This is a genomic window from Nocardia bovistercoris (genome assembly GCF_015674855.1).
In the GTDB taxonomy this organism is placed as follows: domain Bacteria; phylum Actinomycetota; class Actinomycetes; order Mycobacteriales; family Mycobacteriaceae; genus Nocardia; species Nocardia bovistercoris.
This window is the reverse complement of record NZ_JADMLG010000018.1, coordinates 90,429-108,826: the sequence shown is the minus strand read 5'-3', so window position 1 is coordinate 108,826 and position 18,398 is coordinate 90,429. Positions and strand designations below refer to the sequence as shown.

The window sequence follows — 18,398 nt, the reverse complement described above, 5'->3', positions numbered from 1 at the left end:
CCATGGCCCCGCAGAACACGATCGATCGCGCGAGGATCGTCGACGCCGCCGTTCGCATGCTCGAACGCGGCGGAGTCGACGGATTGAGCATGCGTCGCCTGGCCGAGGAGCTCGGCACCAAACCGATGACGATCTACCACTACGTGCCAAGCAAATCCGAGCTGCTCACCCTGGCGCTCGGCGAGCTGGCCGCCCGCATCGAATGGACCCGCCCGTCCGGCACCCCGCGCGAACGAATGCTCGCCGTCGCGATCGAGACCTACACCAAACTCGACGAACTGCGCTGGATCGTGCCCATCCTGCGCGCGGGCACCCACGTCGGCGTCCCGGCGCTCGTGGTCACCGACCAATTCGTCGCCGCCGCGCTGGAAGCCGGACTCGGCCCGGGCCACGCTCTGGCGCTGTGGCGCTCCACCTGGCACCTGATCTCCGGCGAACTCCTGCGGCGGTCCGCACTCGCCACCCGACCTCGCGGCGAGAAATCATGGCACGAACGCCTCTCCCCCGCCGACCTCACCCACGCCCCCACCATCGCCGAACTGCTCCCGCGGTGGACGCAACTATCCGCCGAGTTCGACCTCGGCGCCGCCGTCGAGGCCCTCATCGACGGCACACTCGACACCGCGAAGTAGCGGTCGCCGCATCGGCACCCCCCAGGGTCCGCCGATGCGGCGACCGCTACGACCGTCGATCCGATCGCAGTCGGATCAGCGCTCGTTGACCCCGTCGTTGCGCCAGATCTGCAGGGTCCAACGCCACTCGCCGCTGTTGTCGCCGGGGTTCTCGTCGTTGATGCCGTAGCCGATGCGGACCGGCGCCCAGGGAGCTTCGAAGCAGCTCACGTTCGCGAGTTCGCTGAGCAGGTGGGGATTGTAGGCGTTGGAGTCACCGCCCGAGGCCACCCAACCGCCGGGATTGTTGTTCATCCGGAAGAGGTTGGCGTACTTCGGCCAGCCGGGGAAGGGATAGCCCGACGTCGCCTGCTCGGTCTTCCCGTCGATGTTGTACTGCTCGGTGATCCAGCCTTGCACGTTGACCAGCGCATCCCATTCGACTTTCACGTGCAGGGCGTTGCCCGGCGAGATCCCGTTGTAGGGGTCGGGCCCCGCCGGGAAGTTCGCGTTCCCGCCCGCGGTCTGAACGATGAAGATCTCCTCGTCGGGCGCGGCGCCGCCCTGGCATTTCTGCACACCGGTCCGGTCGACCGCGTGCGCGGGGCCTGCGACGAGCGCGGTGGTCGCGATGCCGACGGCGACGACGAATGCGGCGCCCGCGCTTCTCCGAAGCCGCTCGCGGGAATTGAGGAACATACGAAACCCTCCGTAGGAAAATGGTATTCGGCTGGAGCGAGGAACCGTCCAGGTGCTCTGACCGCCCCCGCGAGGTGACTTCCCTTGTCCGCCAGGATGTCCCGCGTCCAGTATGTGATTCGGCGGCCGGGCGGCGCCTCCGGGTGATCCCGAGCTGAGGTCTGCGGCGATCCCGGAGCCGATACTGCGGAAACCTTGGTTGCGGCCGGGATGTCGGTCTGGATTTGATCTACCGGATGGAACGAGTGAAAGGCGGACCTCGTGGCGGCCCACAGTGTCGGTGCGGCGCGGCAGCCGGTGACCAGGCGGCGTTGGGCCACCGCCCTTCTCGGCACGGCGGCGGCCGCGGCGGTGGCGGTGTCGGCGACGCTGGCGTCGTGGTCGGTGGTGGCGCCGTCCTGGTGGGAGGAGGCGCCACCACGGCTGGTCGGCCTGGTCACGCTGGTCACCGGCGTCGTCACGTGGATTCGGTTGCCTTCGCCCCGGATCGGCCAGTTGATCGTGTTCGGCAGCGGCCTGTACTACGTGCAATTCTTCCGGGCGTGCGACGGCGTCCTGTTCGCCGTCGGCTTCTGCCTGGCCTACGCCTGGACCGCCGTCGCGGCGCATGTGCTGTTGATCTGGCCGACCGGTCGCTTGGCGGACCGCACGAACCGGGTGTTCATGGTGTTCGCCTACACGGCGGCGATCGGCACACAGGTGATCCGATACTTCGTCGATCACCCGCACGGACCGTGGGCACTGCACCTGAAGCACGCGGGCAGCGTGTGGGGGACCATCGGAAGTGCCTGCGCCGCGGTGATGTTCGTGCTCGTGATCGGCCTCACGGTGCGCCGGTGGCTGGCGAGTCCGGTCCGGCGCATACCGTCGGGGCCGGTGTGGGCCGGAATCATGGTCGTGGCATCGGTGAAGTTCGCCGAGGCGGCGGCGAGTCTGGTGCCGACTCCGTTCGAGCTTCGGCTCGCGCTGGGTTGGCTTTTCACGGTCACCACGATGGTCGTGATGCCGCTGCTGTACGTGATCGGTTGGTCGTACCGGAAGTTCGGGCACCGGCGGGTGGTCGAACTGCTGCTGTCGCTGCACGACGACGTGGCAGCGCTCACCGACCCGCAGACTCTCCAGCAAACCCTCAGCCGCACCCTCGGGGATCCGAGTCTCGTCGTGGCGTACCGGCGCGCCGACGGCGGATACGTCGATGTCCTCGGCAGGCCGATCGAGGTGGACGGGGATCGGCCGGGCCGGTCGGTCACCGAACTGCATCGCGGCGGGGCCCTGATCGCGCTGATCGAGCACGACGCCGCACTCGAGGAACACCGGGAGGTGACCGACGCCGCGGTCGCCGCGGCGGGACTGGCCATCGAGAACACCCGCCTCTACGCCACCCTGCACGCCCAGTTGCAACAGATCAGGGACTCCCGACTGCGCCTGGCCCAGACCGCCTTCGACGAGCGCCGCCGCATCCAGCGCGACCTGCACGACGGTGCGCAACAACGGTTCTTCGTGGTCCTGATGCTGCTCGACCGGGCCCAAAGGGTACTCGCGCACGACCCGATTCCCACCGAGGAATCGAGGGAGACCATCCGCCGCACGCACGGCGAACTCACCGGGGCGCTGCGCAGTCTGCGCGAATTGATCCAGGGCATCTACCCGACCGTCCTCGGTGAGCACGGCCTGACCACCGCCGTCGCGAATCTCGTCGACCAAGCGCCGATTCCGGTCGACTTCACCGTGACCGATACGCGCTGGGACCGACACATCGAGATCACCGCGTACTTCGTCATCAGCGAGGCACTGGCCAACGTCTACAAACACGCCGCCGCGACACAGGTCCTTGTCCGCGTCGATGTCGAGGACGACAGCCTCGTCACCACTGTCACCGACAACGGCCGAGGCAGCGTCGCGCACGACGAGGGCTTCGGATTGACGAGCCTGCGCAACCGGGTCGAAGCGGTCGGCGGCGCGTTGACCGTCCACAGCGGTCCCGGCGGAGGCACCACACTGACCGCGGTCATACCGCACCCCGAGCGACATCCCCGCAATCTGATCACGGAGCAGCCATGAGAGTCGTAGTCATCGAGAACCAGGGCTTCTATCTCGACCTGTTGACCGACGCGCTGAGCGGGCGCGGCATCGAGGTCGTCGGCCGCGCCGCCAACCGCGCCGAAGCACTCGCCACGATCAACGAAACCGCGCCCGATCTGGCGGTTTTCGACATCCGGCTCACCGACGCCACCGACGACGAGGGTCTGTGGGTCGCCGAGAAGGTGCGTGCCCAGTATCCAGATGTGGCGCTGATGGCCCTGTCCGCCTACCTCGAGCCCGCCTACGCCGAGCGACTGCTGGTGATGGACGCGGTGCCGAGGGCCGTCGGCTACCTCGGCAAGGAACGTCTCGGTGACCTCGACGAACTCGTGCAGGCATTCCACCGCATCGCCCGAGGGGAAGTCGTGATCGACCCCTACATCATCAGCCAGCTCATGGCCCGCCGACGAACCCGCAACCCCCTCGACACGCTCACTCCCGCCGAACGCCGCGTCCTGGCCCTGGTCGCCGAAGGCTACTCCAATCTCGGTATCGCACAACGACTCAACACCAAGATCAGCACCGTCGAACACCACGTGTCCACCCTTACCGACAAACTCGGCCTCACCCAGGTCGGCGACCCCGACCGCCCGCACGTCAACATCCGCGTCCTGGCCACACTGACCTACCTGCGCGGAAACCGCCCGTCCTAGAGCTTCAGGCACCTGCCGACGCCGTTCTGGACGCCGAGGTTGTAGTGCGCGACCCGATCGTTGCCGCTGCCGTGATTCGCGCCCCTGGTGTAGGAGGCGTCGCCCAGGGCCTTCAACGTGTTGTACAGCTCCTGTTGATCGCCCTTCTCGGCGACGATCAGGCCGTCGCGCTGGGCGCCCGCGAGCGCGGCACCCGCGAGGCAGTCGGCCTGAAGTTCCATGTTCTGTTTGTTGTACTGGCCCAACCGATTCTGGATGGCGTGCGCGAACTCGTGTGCCGAAGCCAGGTAGATGAACGCGTCGCCGTAGGAATAGAAGGTGCGCATGAAGGTGGCGTCGAAGGCGAGGTAATCGCCGCTCGGGCAGTACCAGGCGTTCTGGCCGAGTACCTCGGTGCCGCAGGTGAGTCGCTTGGTGTTGCTGTCGTAGAGTCCGACGATCCGGGGCGGCGAGTAGGCGGTGTTCGAGAACTGCGACCAATGCCCTCGCCAGAACGCGTCGACGGCGTTGAGCGCCGCGGTGAAATCGGCGGCGGCCTCCTGGGCAGACACCGGTCGCGCCGACGCGGTGGCGGGTGAGGTCAGAGCCAATACCGTTGCGAGAGCGAGCGATCCGAGCAGTGCCGCGAGCCGGCGTGTGATTGCGAGGCCGAACATGGGTTCCCTTCCAAGTGCGAACGGCCGGGTCCCCGAGCTGAATACAAGTATCACATCGAAGTGCCTTTTCCGCGAACCGATTCGGGCCACGCACCGGCCCGCTGGTCACTGTCCGGCGCTCGAGAGGGCTTCTCGGGTCCGCCCAGCGCGATCGGCCGAAACGCCTGCGCCCTTTCGATGATCTGCTCCGGCGTCAGTCGCTGGTCGGAATCGTCCCAGGCGATGTAGTCGCCGGTCCTCGGGTCCGACGCCGCGGACCCGAGGATCTCGAGCCGCTCTACCTGCTGTTCGTCGTCCTCCTGCCCCTCGTAGAGCTTGGTGTAGAGACGGCACGACCGTCATCGGTGTCCGGCAGTCGATCGACGTCCGGATCATCCGGCACCGAGACGCGGCCCGACCGCGCCCCCGAGGCCACCCGGATCGCGTTCGAAGAATCTTTTCACGGTCAGCGATGAATCCGGTGACGGTGCTCCGTCCTATCCCTTGAACGCGCGACCACCCCGCGCGACCGACCGGAAGGACCAGAAATGACCACCGCCAACCCCACCGCCGACTTCGCCCACGACATCACCGCCCGCCCCGGCAAGATCCGCAACCGCGTCCTGTGGACCCTGCAGATCCTGCTCGGACTGTTCTTCGTCATCGCCTCCGGCGGGCCGAAACTCGTGATGCCGACCGCCCTGACCGACAACGCCCCCGAGAACCTGACCATCCCCATCGCGCTGCTCATCTTCATCGGCGTCGCGGAGGTCGCGGGCGGCATCGGCCTGATGGTGCCGCGCCTGAGCGCCCTCGCCGCCGCGGGCTTGTCCGTTCTCACCGTGCTCGCCGCCGCGACCCAGGCGTTCATCGCCGACAAGCCCGCGATGGCGATCTTCCCGCTGGTGCTGGCCGCCGTCTTCGCGTGGATCGCCTACGAGCGCCGCGCGGGCATCGGCGAGCTGCGCGCCGCGCTCACGCGCTGACCGGGTGAAAGGCCGACACAAGCGTCCGGCGATCGGTGCCCCACCGATCGCCGGACTTGCGCGCAGCGGGAGGTAGAGTCCGCGGAATCAGTCAGCGCCGCTCGACGCCGGGCAGACCGGGAACCAAGCCCGCTCAGGAGCGCCGCACCCAACTCATCGACGCCGCCGAACGCGTAGAGCACGTCGTGCAATTCGGCGACGACCGTTCAGGTTTCGCCGGAGAACGCGCATATCGAGGCATTCCGCCGCCTCACGATCACGGCGCGGTCCGGGGCGTCACCGAGACGATGGCCACGCGTTGACGTTCGCCGCCCGACAGTTGCGCGCCCGCCTCCCCCCACCCTCGTGTGCCTGCCTTCGGTCAGGCGATCGATCACCTCGTCGAGCCGGGCCGCACGAGCTCGCCACGTGTCGCGTCGGGACGGGCCAAGCGCAGGTTGTTCTCGATGCTGTCGTCGAACAGGTAGACGTCCTGGAAGACGAGTGCCGCGATCATGGAAGTTGCACCTGCCGCGTCTGTTCCGGACAGGTCGGCCGAGAGTCGCACCGACCTGTCCGCCGAGTGCCGCTATCTCTGCCACCATGAGGTGTAGACGCGACCATCGTTGCCCGTGATGAACAAATCCTGATTGCGCTGGGTCCTCCCCACCGCGGCGAGTGGTGCGCCGACCGGGAAGACCCCGCCGATGTTCCGCCACCGATCACCGATACCGGACCAGTCGCTGCCACCCTGCCACCACGACGTGTACACCCGGCCGTCATTCCCGGTGATGAACAGATCGAGATTGTTCGGCGGGCGCGACACCGCCGACACCGGAGCGGTGCGCGGGAATATGCCGCCGATATTGCGCCACCGGTTGCCGATGCCGGACCAGTCCGGATACATCGCGTGCACGGCGTCGATATCGCCTTGGGACAGACTGTTTCGCTGCCCCATAGTCACGCCAGGGGGCAACGCGACTCTCGGCACGATGGTGTCCTGGCCGTTGGAGCTGAAGGCTTTCGCCGAGTAGTGCATGATCGAGCCGAAGTCGTAGCGGCCCAGATCGTCGCCGTCGGCGATGTGCTGATCGAAATTGTGCTGTTCCGCAGCGGGCACATTCGCGAGCCTGACCTCGATGAAGGTATTGCGGTCCTCGCGGCTCTGTTCGTGCCACAGGCCAACGGCGTGGCCCATTTCGTGAATCACCGACCCCGTCGGCGCGGTGGCGGCGATTTCGATGTCCTGGCGGCCCCCGCGCCTTCCCACGGCCGATCGGCTCGCGGTACTCGGAACGAAACGCACGAAATCGGTGTGTGCGGCGGTACGCGGTACGAATCGGATCCCGGCGCGGCTCGACCAGTGCGCCACCGCGTCGGTGACGCGCGAGCGATTCGGCAGCGCGGGATCGATTTCGAAGGGAACGGTCGCCATCGGCCAGCGGAAAGCGCTCCCGGTGAGCCCGACACCTTCCGGACCGGCCTGCGCCGCTACCTCGTCCAGGGTTCCCAGCACGATATCGCCTTCGAATATCGCCAATCCGTCGACCGCGGCGTGGCGGATCTCGCGTTCCCCTCGGGTGGCGCTTCCCACGACGGCGGTTCCGGCCTCCGGCCCGGATCCGTATTCACCGGTGTCGTCGGTCTCGATATCCGCACGTACGGTGTAGTCGGTAGTCACCGTATCCACTCCCTCGAATCGATGTGCGCCGGTAGGTGTTCAGCCGGCGGCGGCAATTGAACGAATGGCATCCCCGAGTGTTCCGATCACAGAATGCGCGTCTCGGACATCGGATGACACGAGTGGTGCCGTACCCCAATCCGGTACCGAGTCCGAGATCGGCGGTGCGGGGTCAGATCAGGACCACCGGGACCACGAGTCCCTCCACATCACCGGCCGAATCGACGGGTATCGACCGTGTCGACAGCAGGTCACCGGTGTCGATGACGCCGGTGCCGGAGATATCGATGTGACACCGCAACGACAGCGACACCGAAAGTTCCATATCCGGGGTGAACAGCTCGAACGCACATCGGCCGCCCGGACGAATCGGCACGTTCGCCAGCACGATGCTCCCGACCACGGGGGCAGGCCCGTCCATCGAGGTGACGTCGCGCACCTCGACGAGAACCGGCGCGGTGCGGGCGGGAGCATCGGCGGGCAGGATCACCGTGCCGCGGACGCGTCTGTCCGTCGGCAGGCGAATCCGGTTGTGCGACATCACCAACGGATGTCGGACAGCGATTCCAGCGGCGTCGGCGATTCCTCCGCTGCGATGTGCAGATCGGCGGCGCGCAGCGCCTGCGGGAAGCGCACGAGGGTGCGCTGTTCGATATCGGCCAGCGGCACCTGGAACACCCGGAACTCGTCGAGGTCCAGCATCTCGAGCTGTTCCAGATTCTGGCTCAACACGAATCCGCGCGCCTTCAGTTCGGACTGCTCGACGTAGGCGATCACCTTCCAGAACGCGCGGGGAATCCGCACGCCGCGGAACTCGCGATCATCGGCGGCGAAAACCGGGCCGCCGAATACGCTGACCCGCAGATCGTCCACGTCGACCTCGGCGAATATCGCGTCCTCGAGCCGTCCCCAGATGCCGTGTCGCATACTCTGATTGAAGTCGTCCATCTGTGGAGAGATATTGGTGTAGAAGAACGAATCCTTGTTCGCCTTCGCCGCCTCGGCCATACTTCCCCACACCAGATCCGCCCTGCGGGCGATATGACCGCGATCGAGCCGATTGTCCCGATACAGTTCGTTGCCGACCTGCTCCTGCGCGGGCAGTCTGGCATCTTTGACGAAATCGAGTTTCTTGCGGCTGATCTTCTTGAGCGCCGCACCGTCGATATTCCACGCCACCCACATCGCGAATCGGCGCGAACGCCGCACCGTCAGCGAGAAGTGCGTGTAGTGCAGCACGGTCGTCCCGTCGAGCGCGGTGGCGATATCCGTTCGCGCCTGCGCGTCGACATCGGGTGCCGGCACCGCCGAGGACAGGAATCCCGGGTCGTATCCGGCGATGACCACCGCTTCTTCGGCTGCGGGCGGCGTGAGCGTGATGCCGAGTTTCTCGAATACCGATTCCGGCAGACAGGCGAGAGCGTGTTCATCGGTGCTGCCCGCGGTCTCCCCGGCGAAATGCAGACCGGCGAGCACCTTGCTCGTACTGCCGTCGGCCAGCGTGAACAACCACGCCGAGCCGGAGTCGCCCGGACCGCTGATCTCGCCGTCGGACGAGAGAATGTCCGGATCCGGCCCGATTTCGAAGCCGCCGATCGCGCGAGTGCCGACGCCGCGGTAGTCGATGTTCGCGATGACGTCGACACGTCGCACGATGCCGTGGGTCACCTCGGTGGTCCGGCCGCTCTTGACCACGCGGTCACCGAGTTCGGGATCGCCGAGTGTGTCGGGGGTGATCCCGAGTCTGCTGATCGCGCCATCGAACCGACGGCCGTCGATACCGGCAACCGCGCAGTCGCCCGCATTGCCCAGATGTGAGCGCACCAGCGCGCCGAGCCGATTGCGGTCGACGCGATTGTCGTCCCGCGGTCCCGGCTGCACGACATCGTCACCGAGCGCCCCCTCGGCGGTGTGCAGCACATGCCAGTTGCTCAGGACATACGGTGCGCCGGTCTCGCGGTCGTAGACGATGCATCCGATCGTGCCCGCACTGGCGTGCACATTGCCGACGCTGATCCCGGGCATGATCGGATCGAGCCTGGTCTTACGTTGTGGCGCAACCGCTTCGGCGACGACGCGGAACGACGGTGCGAAGCGCCGCTCCAGGACGTCGGTCGGCACTTCGACGCCGTCGACGACGATCGTGGCGGGCAACGACGAGGTTTCGAGGCCGTCGACCGCTTCGGGCTCGGATACTTTCTCGTTCACCGTGAACTGGATGGAGATATCGTCGGTGGGCCTGCCGTCGACCTGTTTGTATCCGATGCCGATGGACGACACATTCGGATCATCGAGATAGTCGTTGCCCTTGGTACGAATAAAATTCCGTAACGAAACTAAAAGGCTGTCTTTTCCTGCGTTCGCGCGCACCCCATTGTTTTCCGGCATGTCCGTGTCCTTCTGGTGCGAGCTCGAGAAGTGAGCTCCTACGTCGAAATGAGAACTGTCTCGATCGTCCTCGTCGCGGTCCGGACCTTCACGAGTAGTCCGCTACTCGACCCCCGCGCTCGGCCGCGCGACATCACGGCCGCGATCGACTTCCCGCTGGACACGGTCTCCTGAGCCGGTGAGAGCGGCGAGCCGACCTGGTACCACACCTATCACACGACCAAGCGCGGGTTCTACCCCACCTGCGGAGCGTTGCTTGCCGCGGGCGACGAGGGTGGCGACGCCATGGGCATCACGATGACGGCTCTGGACGACCACACCGGCCTGACCCCGGTACACCAGTCCTTCAAGGACAACGCCGTGGCGTGGCTGCCGGTCATCGAAACCGTCGACACCGACAGCTGACCGTGCACGGCGGGTGGCCGCGCCGAGTACCGGCACTCGGCGCGGCCACCGGCGTCACATGACCGCGGTGCGGTAAAGCAGATGGTCACAGTGGGAGGCAGGGTGCATCGTGGCCCGGTTCTCCGACTCGACAGTTCTCGCCTCAGCCGACCTCGAGACCGGATCGTAGCCTCGCCACTCCTTCGTGGATGTCTCGCTCGGGCAGACTGAAGGACAGCCTCAGGTAGCCAGGGCACCCGAACGCTTCACCCGGCACCGTGGCGACGCCGTGACGATCCAAGAGGTACTCGGCCAGCTTCACCGTGCTGTCGAAATGATCGCCGTAGTCTCGGATCCTCGCGAAGACGTACATACCGCCGTCCGGGATCGTCCAGCTGACCCCGTCGATGCCCGAAAGAAGTTCCACCATCAAGTCGCGTCGCTGCCTCAGCTCATCGCGCGCCAGCGCGACCTCACGCAATCCCGCGGACAGCGCGGAGGCAGCGGCGAACTGGGAGATGTTGCAGACATTCGACGATATCTGACTGCGCAGGCTCGCGATCCCGCGGGCGAGAGCAGGCGGTGTGATGGACCATCCCACGCGCCATCCGGTCATCGAGTACGACTTGGCCACGCCATTGATCACGATGCCGTTCGCTGCGCTGTCGGCAATACACAAGTAGGACGTCAGCGAACCCGAAGGCACGTAATTCATGTGTTCGTAGATCTCGTCGGACAACACCCACACACCGTGCCGCGTTGCCCACGATCCGATCCGGGCCATCTCGTCGGCCGTGAAGACGCGACCGCTGGGATTGCACGGATTGGAGAACACTACGAGCCGCGTCCGATCCGACACCGATTCATCGAGTTTCTCGATCACACTGTCGATGTCGTACACATCGACGATCTGAGCGACCACCGCGGTGCCACCCGCCAAGGCAACCGCGTCGATGTACGAAGGCCAGTACGGCGCAAGAACTATTGCTTCGTCACCGACGCCCACGGTGGCCAAGACGGCCTCGTAGATCGCCTGTTTGGCGCCGTTCGAGACATTCACCTGTTCGATGTCGATCTCCACTCCGGAATCGCGCAGGCATTTCGACACGATGTCCTTCCGCAGCGACGGTAGTCCGCGCGCGTCGGTGTATCGATGCATCTCTTCCATCCGGCAGGCAATACTCGCGGCATCGGTGATGTACGAGGGCACGTCGGCCAGCGGTTCGCCGGAATTGAACGCGATGATCGACTCTCCCCGGGAGCGACGTTGCTTGACCATCGCCGCCAAGGTCAGAGTGGGCGAAGGACGTGATGCCGCCAAGCGCGGTGACATCTGTAGCGAAGGGGCGACCGACATCTCATAGCCCCTTTGCCGCGGCCGCATCATCGATGTAGTTGCTGATCTCTATCAGATTCCCGTCCGGATCGCGAATATACACACTGAGTATCGGACCCAGAGCGCCGGTGCGCTCGACCGGTCCGTCCTCGATCACGCCACCTGCGGATCGAATTCTCTGCTCGACTTCCGCGATAGGATCCTCGACGATGAAGCAGAGGTGCTCCGTTCCTGGTCCGGGATTCTGCGCATGTGGCGGAATCTCGTTTCCGTACTCGTGAATATTGATCTTGGAGTCGCCGAACTTCAGGGCCTTGCGCCCCTTCCGCAGGCTGTCGAATGTCAGCACTTCCATACCGAGTACCTGACCGTAGAACTGCACGGTCGCGGCTACGTCCGCGACGGTGAGCACCGTATGATCGAGACGCCTATATTTCATTTCGATTCCCCTTTTCGAGTGTGCTGAATTTGAAAGGAATTCCGGTTTCGCGAGAGATGTCCATGAGAATCTGCGCGGTCTGCGCGCCGAGTGGCACGCCGTTCGCCGACCTGAACGAACTCGTCTGCCTACGTCTGTCACCCGGAACGCGCACCGGATTCGACGGCGTCGCGGACCTCGCTTCTCGAATTTCACGCAGCATGCTCTCGACGGCGGTGTCGATCACCGCTCGGTCACCGACAGCGTCGGGTTTGAGACACATCATGAACTGTCCGACCTGCGCGGGCCTGTCGGGAAGATGGGTGTGCAAACTCCACGGCCCTCCGGCAAGTGGACCGCAGAGCAATTCGACAAGCAGTGAGAGGCCATAGCCCTTGTGCCCGCCGCGCTCCGCGGTGGACCCGCCTATGGGATGGATGGCGCATCCGCGCCCACCCTCGAGCCCTGCGATTGCCTCTTCGAGATTCGTGACCGGCGTGCCCGAGGTGTCTATCACCCAATCGTCGAGCATCGTCCCGCCGGACCGCGCCAGTTGTTCGAGCTTCCCCCGCGAGACCACGCCGGTGGCACCGTCGAACGTCACGTGATCCGATCGAGTCGACAGCGAAAAACTGATCGGATTGGTTCCGAACATCGCATTCTTGCCGTTCGACGGCGCAACCAGCGGGACTCCGTTCGTGCAGGCGATGGAAAACAGCCCCTGAAATGCTGCCCGCCGCGTGAACCAACCGGTCATTCCCATGTGGTTCGAATTTCTGACGAATGTGATGGACAGATCGCTCGCGATCGCCTTGTCGATGGCGAGATCGGTTGCCTGTTGAAATACCGCCGGACCCAGGCCGTTGTTACCGTCCACTACCAGGAGGCTGCCTGCGTCCACCACCACTCGACAGCGAGCACGGCCGTCGATCCGACCCGTGGAAAGTCCGGACAGGTATCGCTTCAGCCTGGAAACACCGTGACTCTCGACGCCTGCGGTGTCCGCTTCCACCAAGACCTCCGCGGTGACGGTCGCGGCCTGATGTGCCGCGCCCGCATCCTGTAGTGCATCTCGCGCAAAGGCGATCAGGTCATGTCTGTCAGCGAGTACTTCGAATTCCGTGAAACTCTTCTGCACAATGCATACTCCTCGTCTACCAAGAACTGATCTGGTCGTAGATGAGTTTGACGACGGTCGCCAGGACTGCAGCCACAAGCACTCTCTTGATCAGCTGGTCCTTCCCGTTCAAAGCTATTCTCGCCCCAATGGAGGCTCCTCCCATACTGCACGCCCCCATGAGAAGTATCAGGTGCCAGACGAATACACCCTGCGACAGCAGTACTGCCGCGCCGCCTATGTTCATTCCGCACTGAATTATTTTGGTGGTCGCCAACGAATCGGTGAGAGTCCGACGCAGTAGCCTTCGATGCGACAGTAGGAGAAATGTCCCGGTTCCGGGTCCAACGAAGCCGTCGTAGAGTCCGAGCACCGTCGAGACCGCAGCGAGTCTTATTTCCGCATGCCGCCCCCGCGACGATTGTTCCGATCGATCCTGCTCCTTTCCCTTCCCGGTGCCGCGAAGCGTGTTGACCAATGCCGCCAGCAGGCACACGATGATGATCGGTCGCAACGTCTGAATCGGCACATTGCTGACAAACAGAGCGCCGACGGACGCCGAGACCACGGCTATCAATCCCGGCCCGATCAGTATTCTCGGATCGACGCGTGAGTCCGGATTACGCCGCCAGAACTGGGCGATCGACGCGGTATTGCCGATCGCTGTCACGGCCTTGTTCACGCCGAGCGGAGTGGCAACCCCGCCGCCGACATCGAGTGACCCGAGGAGCACCGGAAGTTGAAGCAACCCGCCACCGCCCACAATCGCGTCCACGATTCCCGCGGCGAATGCGCTTCCGGCAAAAGTAACATATTGCCACAGTGCGATATCCGTCAAAATCGTGCCCTACGACAACGTGTGCTCATGCGACAGTCGCGAGTTCGTATTCTGTCTCGACGGATTCCGACCTCCATGGGCGGTCACCACCGCCCGCTATCACCGCCAACCGATCGATCTCCTGAGTTCGCGTCAGAGGTGTCGCCCCTGCTCGCTCGAGCTCGTGTAGCGCGGTCTTGACGAGGATGGCGTTGGTGGTGCTCCGCAAATCGCCGTCCGCAGTGACGTCGAAAGGCGTATCCTCCATGCCGACGCGCACGATATCTACGCCGCTGTCCCGTTGCGCCGCATACTGCACCAGTCTTTCGACAGGCGTCACGATTCTTCCTCTTTCGGGGCCGACATCGAGGGGCCCGATGAAATTCTTCGCTTGTTGCGGCAGGACCGCCGCGCCGACCGCCACCGTGACGTGACGTCGGCGCCTCGCCTTGTCACCCAGGTCGTACTCGAGGCTCTTCGCCGCCCGCACCATGGTTTTGAAGTCCGAATATCGCATCGGAAACGGCAGCGCGGGAGAGAAACCGAAGAGTATGGTCACGTTGAGCTGGCCCGCCGCGCCGAGCCTCAGGTCCGGCCGTTCGATGGCGAATCTGGTGAGCGCGACGCTCCTACGACGCTGAACCCATTCGACTTCGTCGAACAGTCCGATCTGCCGTCTCGCCTGAATCGACCTCGCGAAGGTTGCGAATTGTATGGCAGGGGAAGTAGTACCATAATTCGACCCACCCGCTGTCGAATGAGTCGCCAAATCCGCGTCTACGGTCTGTCCCGAAGGTCTGTACTCATGGATAATTCTCGACAGCTGCTCATGGGGTGCGTCGTACACCTCATCGACGCCGTACTTCCTTTCGATATCACACATGATCTGCAGTTCTACGGCCGCCTGCATGGTCACGAAGTGCGCACCACCGAGGTGGAGCGGTATCGAGCATTGGCTGACCCTTTCCCACTCGCCGTTCCTGGCAATACTGTCGCGCACCTCCGGGCCGTTTCGACTGGCGCCGAAACTCAACCGGATATCCTGATTGCAACTACGCTGAATAGATTGACTCAAGCTCTGATAGATAGCATTGTCGGTGGATTGCTCACCGGTCGCCGGATTCCGGGCATGATAATGGTAGTAACGGCAACCAAGCGCATACAGGGTCACCGCTTCCTGCAATGCCTCGGATTCGGCGATTTTTATGGACGCGCCGGTCGATATATGGTCCATGACCGTGTCGCCCGTCGTCCTGTGGTTATGCTTGGTGAATTTAGCTCCGGTGGCTGCGCATCCCACGATCAGCTGTTTACTCGCCATGTACGACCCCTCCATCTTGGCGAATTCTTGCGGCCTTGCGACATGAGAACGGCGAAACTCGGCACCCCGGGATATGTGCGCCGGTCCGAGTCTCCGCCGATGTTCCGATTCTCCGGATGGGCGATCCCCCTGCGCTGACGGCGGCCTTCCGTTACGCGCTGTCGCGCGACGCCGCATCGGCAGCTGAGCAGGCTTTACTCTGACAGGCAGGTGACGTGGCTCGCCACGATCCACACTCCGTACATCGCTCGTAGCTCGTGTGGCCATACGCGATTCGATGCGTAGACACACAGACCCAACTGTGCGTGCATTCGTTCTCGTCCACAACTGAAACTATGGTGTAATGACCTTATGCATTTCAACCATGACGGACGTGAAGCTGTCTGCCTCGGCGTCGACCTCGCGAACAGATGGCCGCCGAACCTACCCGCCCTGATCAGTCGCTGCACCGACGCGGGCCTGGTGTTCGACGCTCAGCAGCCCACATCCGATGACCATGAGTTCATGGCGAGTTTTATTGCCGCATGGCGGAATGTGGCGGAAGAGACACGCCCCGAGGCGCGCGCGGATCGACTCAACGCGCTCCTCGGGACCTACGCGGCGCCGCCGCGCCTCACCGATCACGCGTCGACCGGATGGCATCTGCACTTCCGCGATGACAACGTCACGGCGGGCAACTCGTTGGCGGCGCTGATCGCGACCGGCACCGCGTTCCATCTCGCGGCCCGCGGCATCGACCGCCTCGGCGTCTGCGCCGCCGCCAACTGCGACGACCTGTTCGCGGACACCTCTCGCAACGGACGGCAGCGCTACTGCTCGCCGAAATGCGGCAATCGAATGGCGGTACGCAGGTACCGCGATGCCGCCTACGCGTGAACGTGCCGTCGCTGTCGCATCCACTACGCCCTCTGCGTGGTGATCCGCCTACGCGAACTCGTTCTGAACTGATCAGTAAGGCGGCTGCGTGAACGGTCGCGGCGGCTATGCGGACGGCGGCCGGAGCCTGCCGCTGAGGACGGGCCGTTGGTCGAGGTCTTTCTCATCGATGCCGACGCCGAGATTCTCGGCGAGTTTGTGGAACAGGCCACGACATCCCAGGGGACCGTACTGATGCTCGTTCCCGTCGAGTCTGGCTCCCAGCGCATCCAACTCGACGTCGAACCGATGCGGGTCGCTCCCTGCCCGGTCCTGTGGAGCGAGGTTCATACTCAGCAATGTGTTGAGCCCGGTGACGAGCTCGCCGTCCTCGGCATACAGGAACTCCACCATCGGCTTCTCGTTGTAGTACAGCACCACAGCCGCGGTTCCGGCCGAGGCCCGAAGGACCAGATCGCGATCTTCGATACACTTCCCGCTGCCCGTCTCCCAGGCGTACGCCCACCGGCCGTACTGTCCCGCAGTGACCACGTACGCGTCGTATTCGTAGAGGAGATCACCGAATTCGGCGAGGAAGTCGTCCGGCCCGCGCACCGCTACCGTGTGCCGATGGACACCCATCCGCTCCAGCAGCTGCCGTGCGGTCACATCACGTGCGAAGGTCAGACCGAGCAGAGGTAGATCGCGCCCGTACATCCATCCCAGCCCACCGGCCTGAGCACTCATGACGCGGTGGCCGTTCCGAAAAACCCCGCCGGTGCGGCCCCCTCGAGGGAGGAGCGGCAGTACACATCGGAAACCGATGTGCCACACCGATCGAGATGCCGGGCATGGTCACCGGTCGAACCACTCATAGCGCCGGACAGTACCGTGAACCAGCGACACTCCGACGACAACCGCGCCTGTGAATCGCCCCTGTTACCTTTCTCGTGGCCCCGTCACCGGACCACGGTCGCCAGACCCGGAATGACTTCGGCATGATCGCTGCGGTGGCCGCGGCAGCCGAACCCACGGCGGTGCGCTGATATGATTCATCGCAGCCGGTGGGCTGTGCCACCGGCTGCGGGTTGATCTAGCCGAGCCAGCCTCCGATGCCGTCCCAGGCCACATCCAGTTCCCGTGCCATCCCCGGAACGTGACGTACGCGGCTCGCGACTACGGCGTGAGCGGCTTTCATCAGATCGATCCCGCCCGCGCTGTCGAGTTGGCGGCCGATCTCGGCGGTGCGTGCGCCGGGTCCGTCGGGAGAGAGGAATCCCTCGGCCAGACCGAGGGTGACGAGTTCCCGTACCGCAGCATCCAGCACGTCTTCGGTCGAAACACCTCCGCCCACCCCCGCTTGCGGCGCGCTCGCCTCAGGTCGCCCCTGCCCCAGGAACCGGTACAGCGCGACCTGGCCGTAGGCGGTGAATCCCCCATCGGAGGTACGCGAGAGCCGGACCGGACGGAAGCCCATCGAGGTGCTGAACGACAGTTGTACGACGTGGTTCTCCAACGTCTGCACCTGGAACTCATTGGCGCCTTCGGCGAAATATCCGTCGATGATCCTGGTTACGGCATCCTCGAGCTCGCCTTCCGGGATGTAGCGCAGGTCGAGGCAGTGCCACGTCTGCCGGACATCATCGTAGTCGTGCTGTCGCTCCGGTTCGGACAGTGCCCGCACTCGCGTCACATGATGCATCACCTCGTGCACCATCTCGGAAGTTCGCGGAGCCGGCGCGCCCGCCTGTGTGGTCAATCTCTGGTATACGACTGCCCTGTCACCGTTCACGTCGTCGTTGATGAGTGTCTCGCAGGCGGCGCAGAACATCAGTGTCACGGCAAAATCGTGCGCCACACTGCGTTCCTCGTCGAGTTGCCATTGCGCTCTGGCGGTCTGCCTCTGTGTCAGCACCTGCGAGAACCCGCAGAGGGGGCAGACGTACCCGTCGTGTCGAATCGGCTCGTCGGGCAGTGCGGGCGAAGGCGAAGGCGCATACGCATGCCGCTCCGGGGGGCCGCTCCCGCGAACGACGACCACAACGATCGGTCCGAGCGAAGTCTTCAACGATTGGAAGCTCGCGCGGTCGAGTGCGTCGGCGCCGATGGTGCCCTCGGATTGGAACCTGGCGATCAGCGCATACGCCACATCCACGGTGGGTTCGTCCACTCGGCTCGCGGTGACGTGCAGGTTGTAGGTGGGGACGCCGAGAACATATTCGACGAGTTGACGCAGTTGATCCGGGTGGGGTGCGGCGCCGCGATGCAGGACGATGACACGTTCCACATTCGCCGCGTTCGATGCGCCGACCTGGGTCGCCGCCCGCGCCGGAGTGACCTTCTTTTTCCTGCGGAACACGAATCTTCCCTCCCGGATCGTGCGGCCGCCACCAGACCCTCGCTCGACCACCCCCGGACACTATAGCCCCGCGAGAG

Annotated in this window: 19 protein-coding genes; 6 read left to right on the top strand and 13 right to left on the bottom strand. The window is 64.6% G+C overall.

The window, feature by feature from the left end; genetic code table 11:
* Positions 1–2: 2 nt before the first annotated feature.
* On the top strand, positions 3–632 hold the full coding sequence (locus IT779_RS31935) for a TetR/AcrR family transcriptional regulator (RefSeq protein ID WP_196153198.1): 630 nt from the start codon (positions 3–5) through the stop codon (positions 630–632).
* Positions 633–707: 75 nt separating this feature from the next.
* Here the strand turns inward: IT779_RS31935 and IT779_RS31930 are convergent, their stop codons facing one another.
* Entirely contained in the window at positions 708–1,310 is a 603-nt protein-coding gene (locus tag IT779_RS31930) for a hypothetical protein (protein WP_196153197.1), read from the bottom strand.
* Positions 1,311–1,571: 261 nt separating this feature from the next.
* Here IT779_RS31930 and IT779_RS38935 point away from each other — a divergent pair, with 261 nt between their 5' ends.
* The gene (locus IT779_RS38935; RefSeq protein WP_196153196.1) at positions 1,572–3,371 is read left to right on the top strand and encodes a sensor histidine kinase; all 1,800 of its coding nucleotides are present in this window, start codon (positions 1,572–1,574) and stop codon (positions 3,369–3,371) included.
* Positions 3,368–4,045, top strand: coding sequence for a response regulator (locus tag IT779_RS31920; protein ID WP_196153195.1), 678 nt, complete (start codon positions 3,368–3,370; stop codon positions 4,043–4,045). The genes IT779_RS38935 and IT779_RS31920 overlap by 4 nt, the downstream gene beginning before the upstream one ends.
* Here the strand turns inward: IT779_RS31920 and IT779_RS31915 are convergent.
* A complete protein-coding gene (locus IT779_RS31915; RefSeq protein ID WP_232542296.1) occupies positions 4,042–4,701 on the bottom strand; it encodes a neutral zinc metallopeptidase in 660 nt (219 codons plus the stop codon). The two genes, IT779_RS31920 and IT779_RS31915, sit on opposite strands and share 4 nt — an antisense overlap.
* A 527-nt stretch (positions 4,702–5,228) precedes the next feature.
* Between IT779_RS31915 and IT779_RS31910 the strand changes: the two genes are divergently transcribed.
* Positions 5,229–5,666, top strand: coding sequence for a DoxX family protein (locus IT779_RS31910; RefSeq protein WP_196153193.1), 438 nt, complete (start codon positions 5,229–5,231; stop codon positions 5,664–5,666).
* A gap of 373 nt (positions 5,667–6,039) precedes the next feature.
* On the opposite strand, the gene IT779_RS38930 is transcribed toward IT779_RS31910, so the two are convergent.
* From IT779_RS38930 to IT779_RS31890, 4 genes are all read right to left on the bottom strand, one after another.
* Positions 6,040–6,162 carry a hypothetical protein gene (locus IT779_RS38930; RefSeq protein ID WP_332839060.1) on the bottom strand — a complete coding sequence of 41 codons (123 nt, stop codon included), beginning with the start codon at positions 6,160–6,162 and terminating at the stop codon, positions 6,040–6,042.
* A gap of 72 nt (positions 6,163–6,234) precedes the next feature.
* Positions 6,235–7,326: a Dot/Icm T4SS effector Zinc-dependent metalloprotease LegP gene (gene legP / locus IT779_RS31900; protein ID WP_198429162.1), complete on the bottom strand. Its 1,092-nt coding sequence runs from the start codon at positions 7,324–7,326 to the stop codon at positions 6,235–6,237.
* A 172-nt stretch (positions 7,327–7,498) separates the two neighbouring features.
* Entirely contained in the window at positions 7,499–7,867 is a 369-nt protein-coding gene (locus IT779_RS31895; protein WP_196153191.1) for a hypothetical protein, read from the bottom strand.
* Entirely contained in the window at positions 7,867–9,714 is a 1,848-nt protein-coding gene (locus tag IT779_RS31890; protein WP_196153190.1) for a DNA/RNA non-specific endonuclease, read from the bottom strand. Before IT779_RS31890 ends, IT779_RS31895 begins: the two co-directional genes overlap by 1 nt.
* 48 nt (positions 9,715–9,762) lie before the next feature.
* Here IT779_RS31890 and IT779_RS38630 point away from each other — a divergent pair, with 48 nt between their 5' ends.
* The gene (locus IT779_RS38630; RefSeq protein ID WP_269781683.1) at positions 9,763–9,888 is read left to right on the top strand and encodes a hypothetical protein; all 126 of its coding nucleotides are present in this window, start codon (positions 9,763–9,765) and stop codon (positions 9,886–9,888) included.
* A 373-nt stretch (positions 9,889–10,261) separates the two neighbouring features.
* Here IT779_RS38630 and IT779_RS31880 read toward each other — a convergent pair whose 3' ends face one another.
* The 5 genes from IT779_RS31880 to IT779_RS31860 all read right to left on the bottom strand — a co-directional run bounded on the left by IT779_RS31880 (position 10,262) and on the right by IT779_RS31860 (position 15,107).
* Positions 10,262–11,377, bottom strand: coding sequence for an aminotransferase class I/II-fold pyridoxal phosphate-dependent enzyme (locus IT779_RS31880; protein ID WP_232542306.1), 1,116 nt, complete (start codon positions 11,375–11,377; stop codon positions 10,262–10,264).
* Positions 11,378–11,456: 79 nt separating this feature from the next.
* A complete protein-coding gene (locus IT779_RS31875) occupies positions 11,457–11,873 on the bottom strand; it encodes a VOC family protein (protein ID WP_196153188.1) in 417 nt (138 codons plus the stop codon).
* Positions 11,863–12,990: an Ldh family oxidoreductase gene (locus tag IT779_RS31870; RefSeq protein ID WP_196153187.1), complete on the bottom strand. Its 1,128-nt coding sequence runs from the start codon at positions 12,988–12,990 to the stop codon at positions 11,863–11,865. Before IT779_RS31870 ends, IT779_RS31875 begins: the two co-directional genes overlap by 11 nt.
* A gap of 16 nt (positions 12,991–13,006) precedes the next feature.
* Positions 13,007–13,807, bottom strand: a complete 801-nt coding sequence (locus IT779_RS31865; RefSeq protein ID WP_196153186.1) for a sulfite exporter TauE/SafE family protein — start codon at positions 13,805–13,807, stop codon at positions 13,007–13,009.
* Positions 13,808–13,832: 25 nt separating this feature from the next.
* Complete coding sequence (locus tag IT779_RS31860; protein WP_196153185.1) at positions 13,833–15,107, bottom strand: 3-keto-5-aminohexanoate cleavage protein; 1,275 nt, start codon at positions 15,105–15,107, stop codon at positions 13,833–13,835.
* 351 nt (positions 15,108–15,458) lie between these two features.
* On the opposite strand from IT779_RS31860, the gene IT779_RS31855 reads away from it, so the two are divergent.
* Positions 15,459–15,983 (top strand): CGNR zinc finger domain-containing protein, encoded by a 525-nt coding sequence (locus tag IT779_RS31855; RefSeq protein ID WP_196153184.1) that lies wholly within the window; start codon positions 15,459–15,461, stop codon positions 15,981–15,983.
* Positions 15,984–16,088: 105 nt separating this feature from the next.
* On the opposite strand, the gene IT779_RS31850 is transcribed toward IT779_RS31855, so the two are convergent.
* Together IT779_RS31850 and IT779_RS31845 are read right to left on the bottom strand one after the other, a co-directional pair.
* Positions 16,089–16,709 (bottom strand): DUF6461 domain-containing protein, encoded by a 621-nt coding sequence (locus IT779_RS31850; protein WP_196153183.1) that lies wholly within the window; start codon positions 16,707–16,709, stop codon positions 16,089–16,091.
* A 346-nt stretch (positions 16,710–17,055) separates the two neighbouring features.
* On the bottom strand, positions 17,056–18,321 hold the full coding sequence (locus IT779_RS31845; protein WP_196153182.1) for a hypothetical protein: 1,266 nt from the start codon (positions 18,319–18,321) through the stop codon (positions 17,056–17,058).
* Positions 18,322–18,398 lie beyond the last annotated feature (77 nt).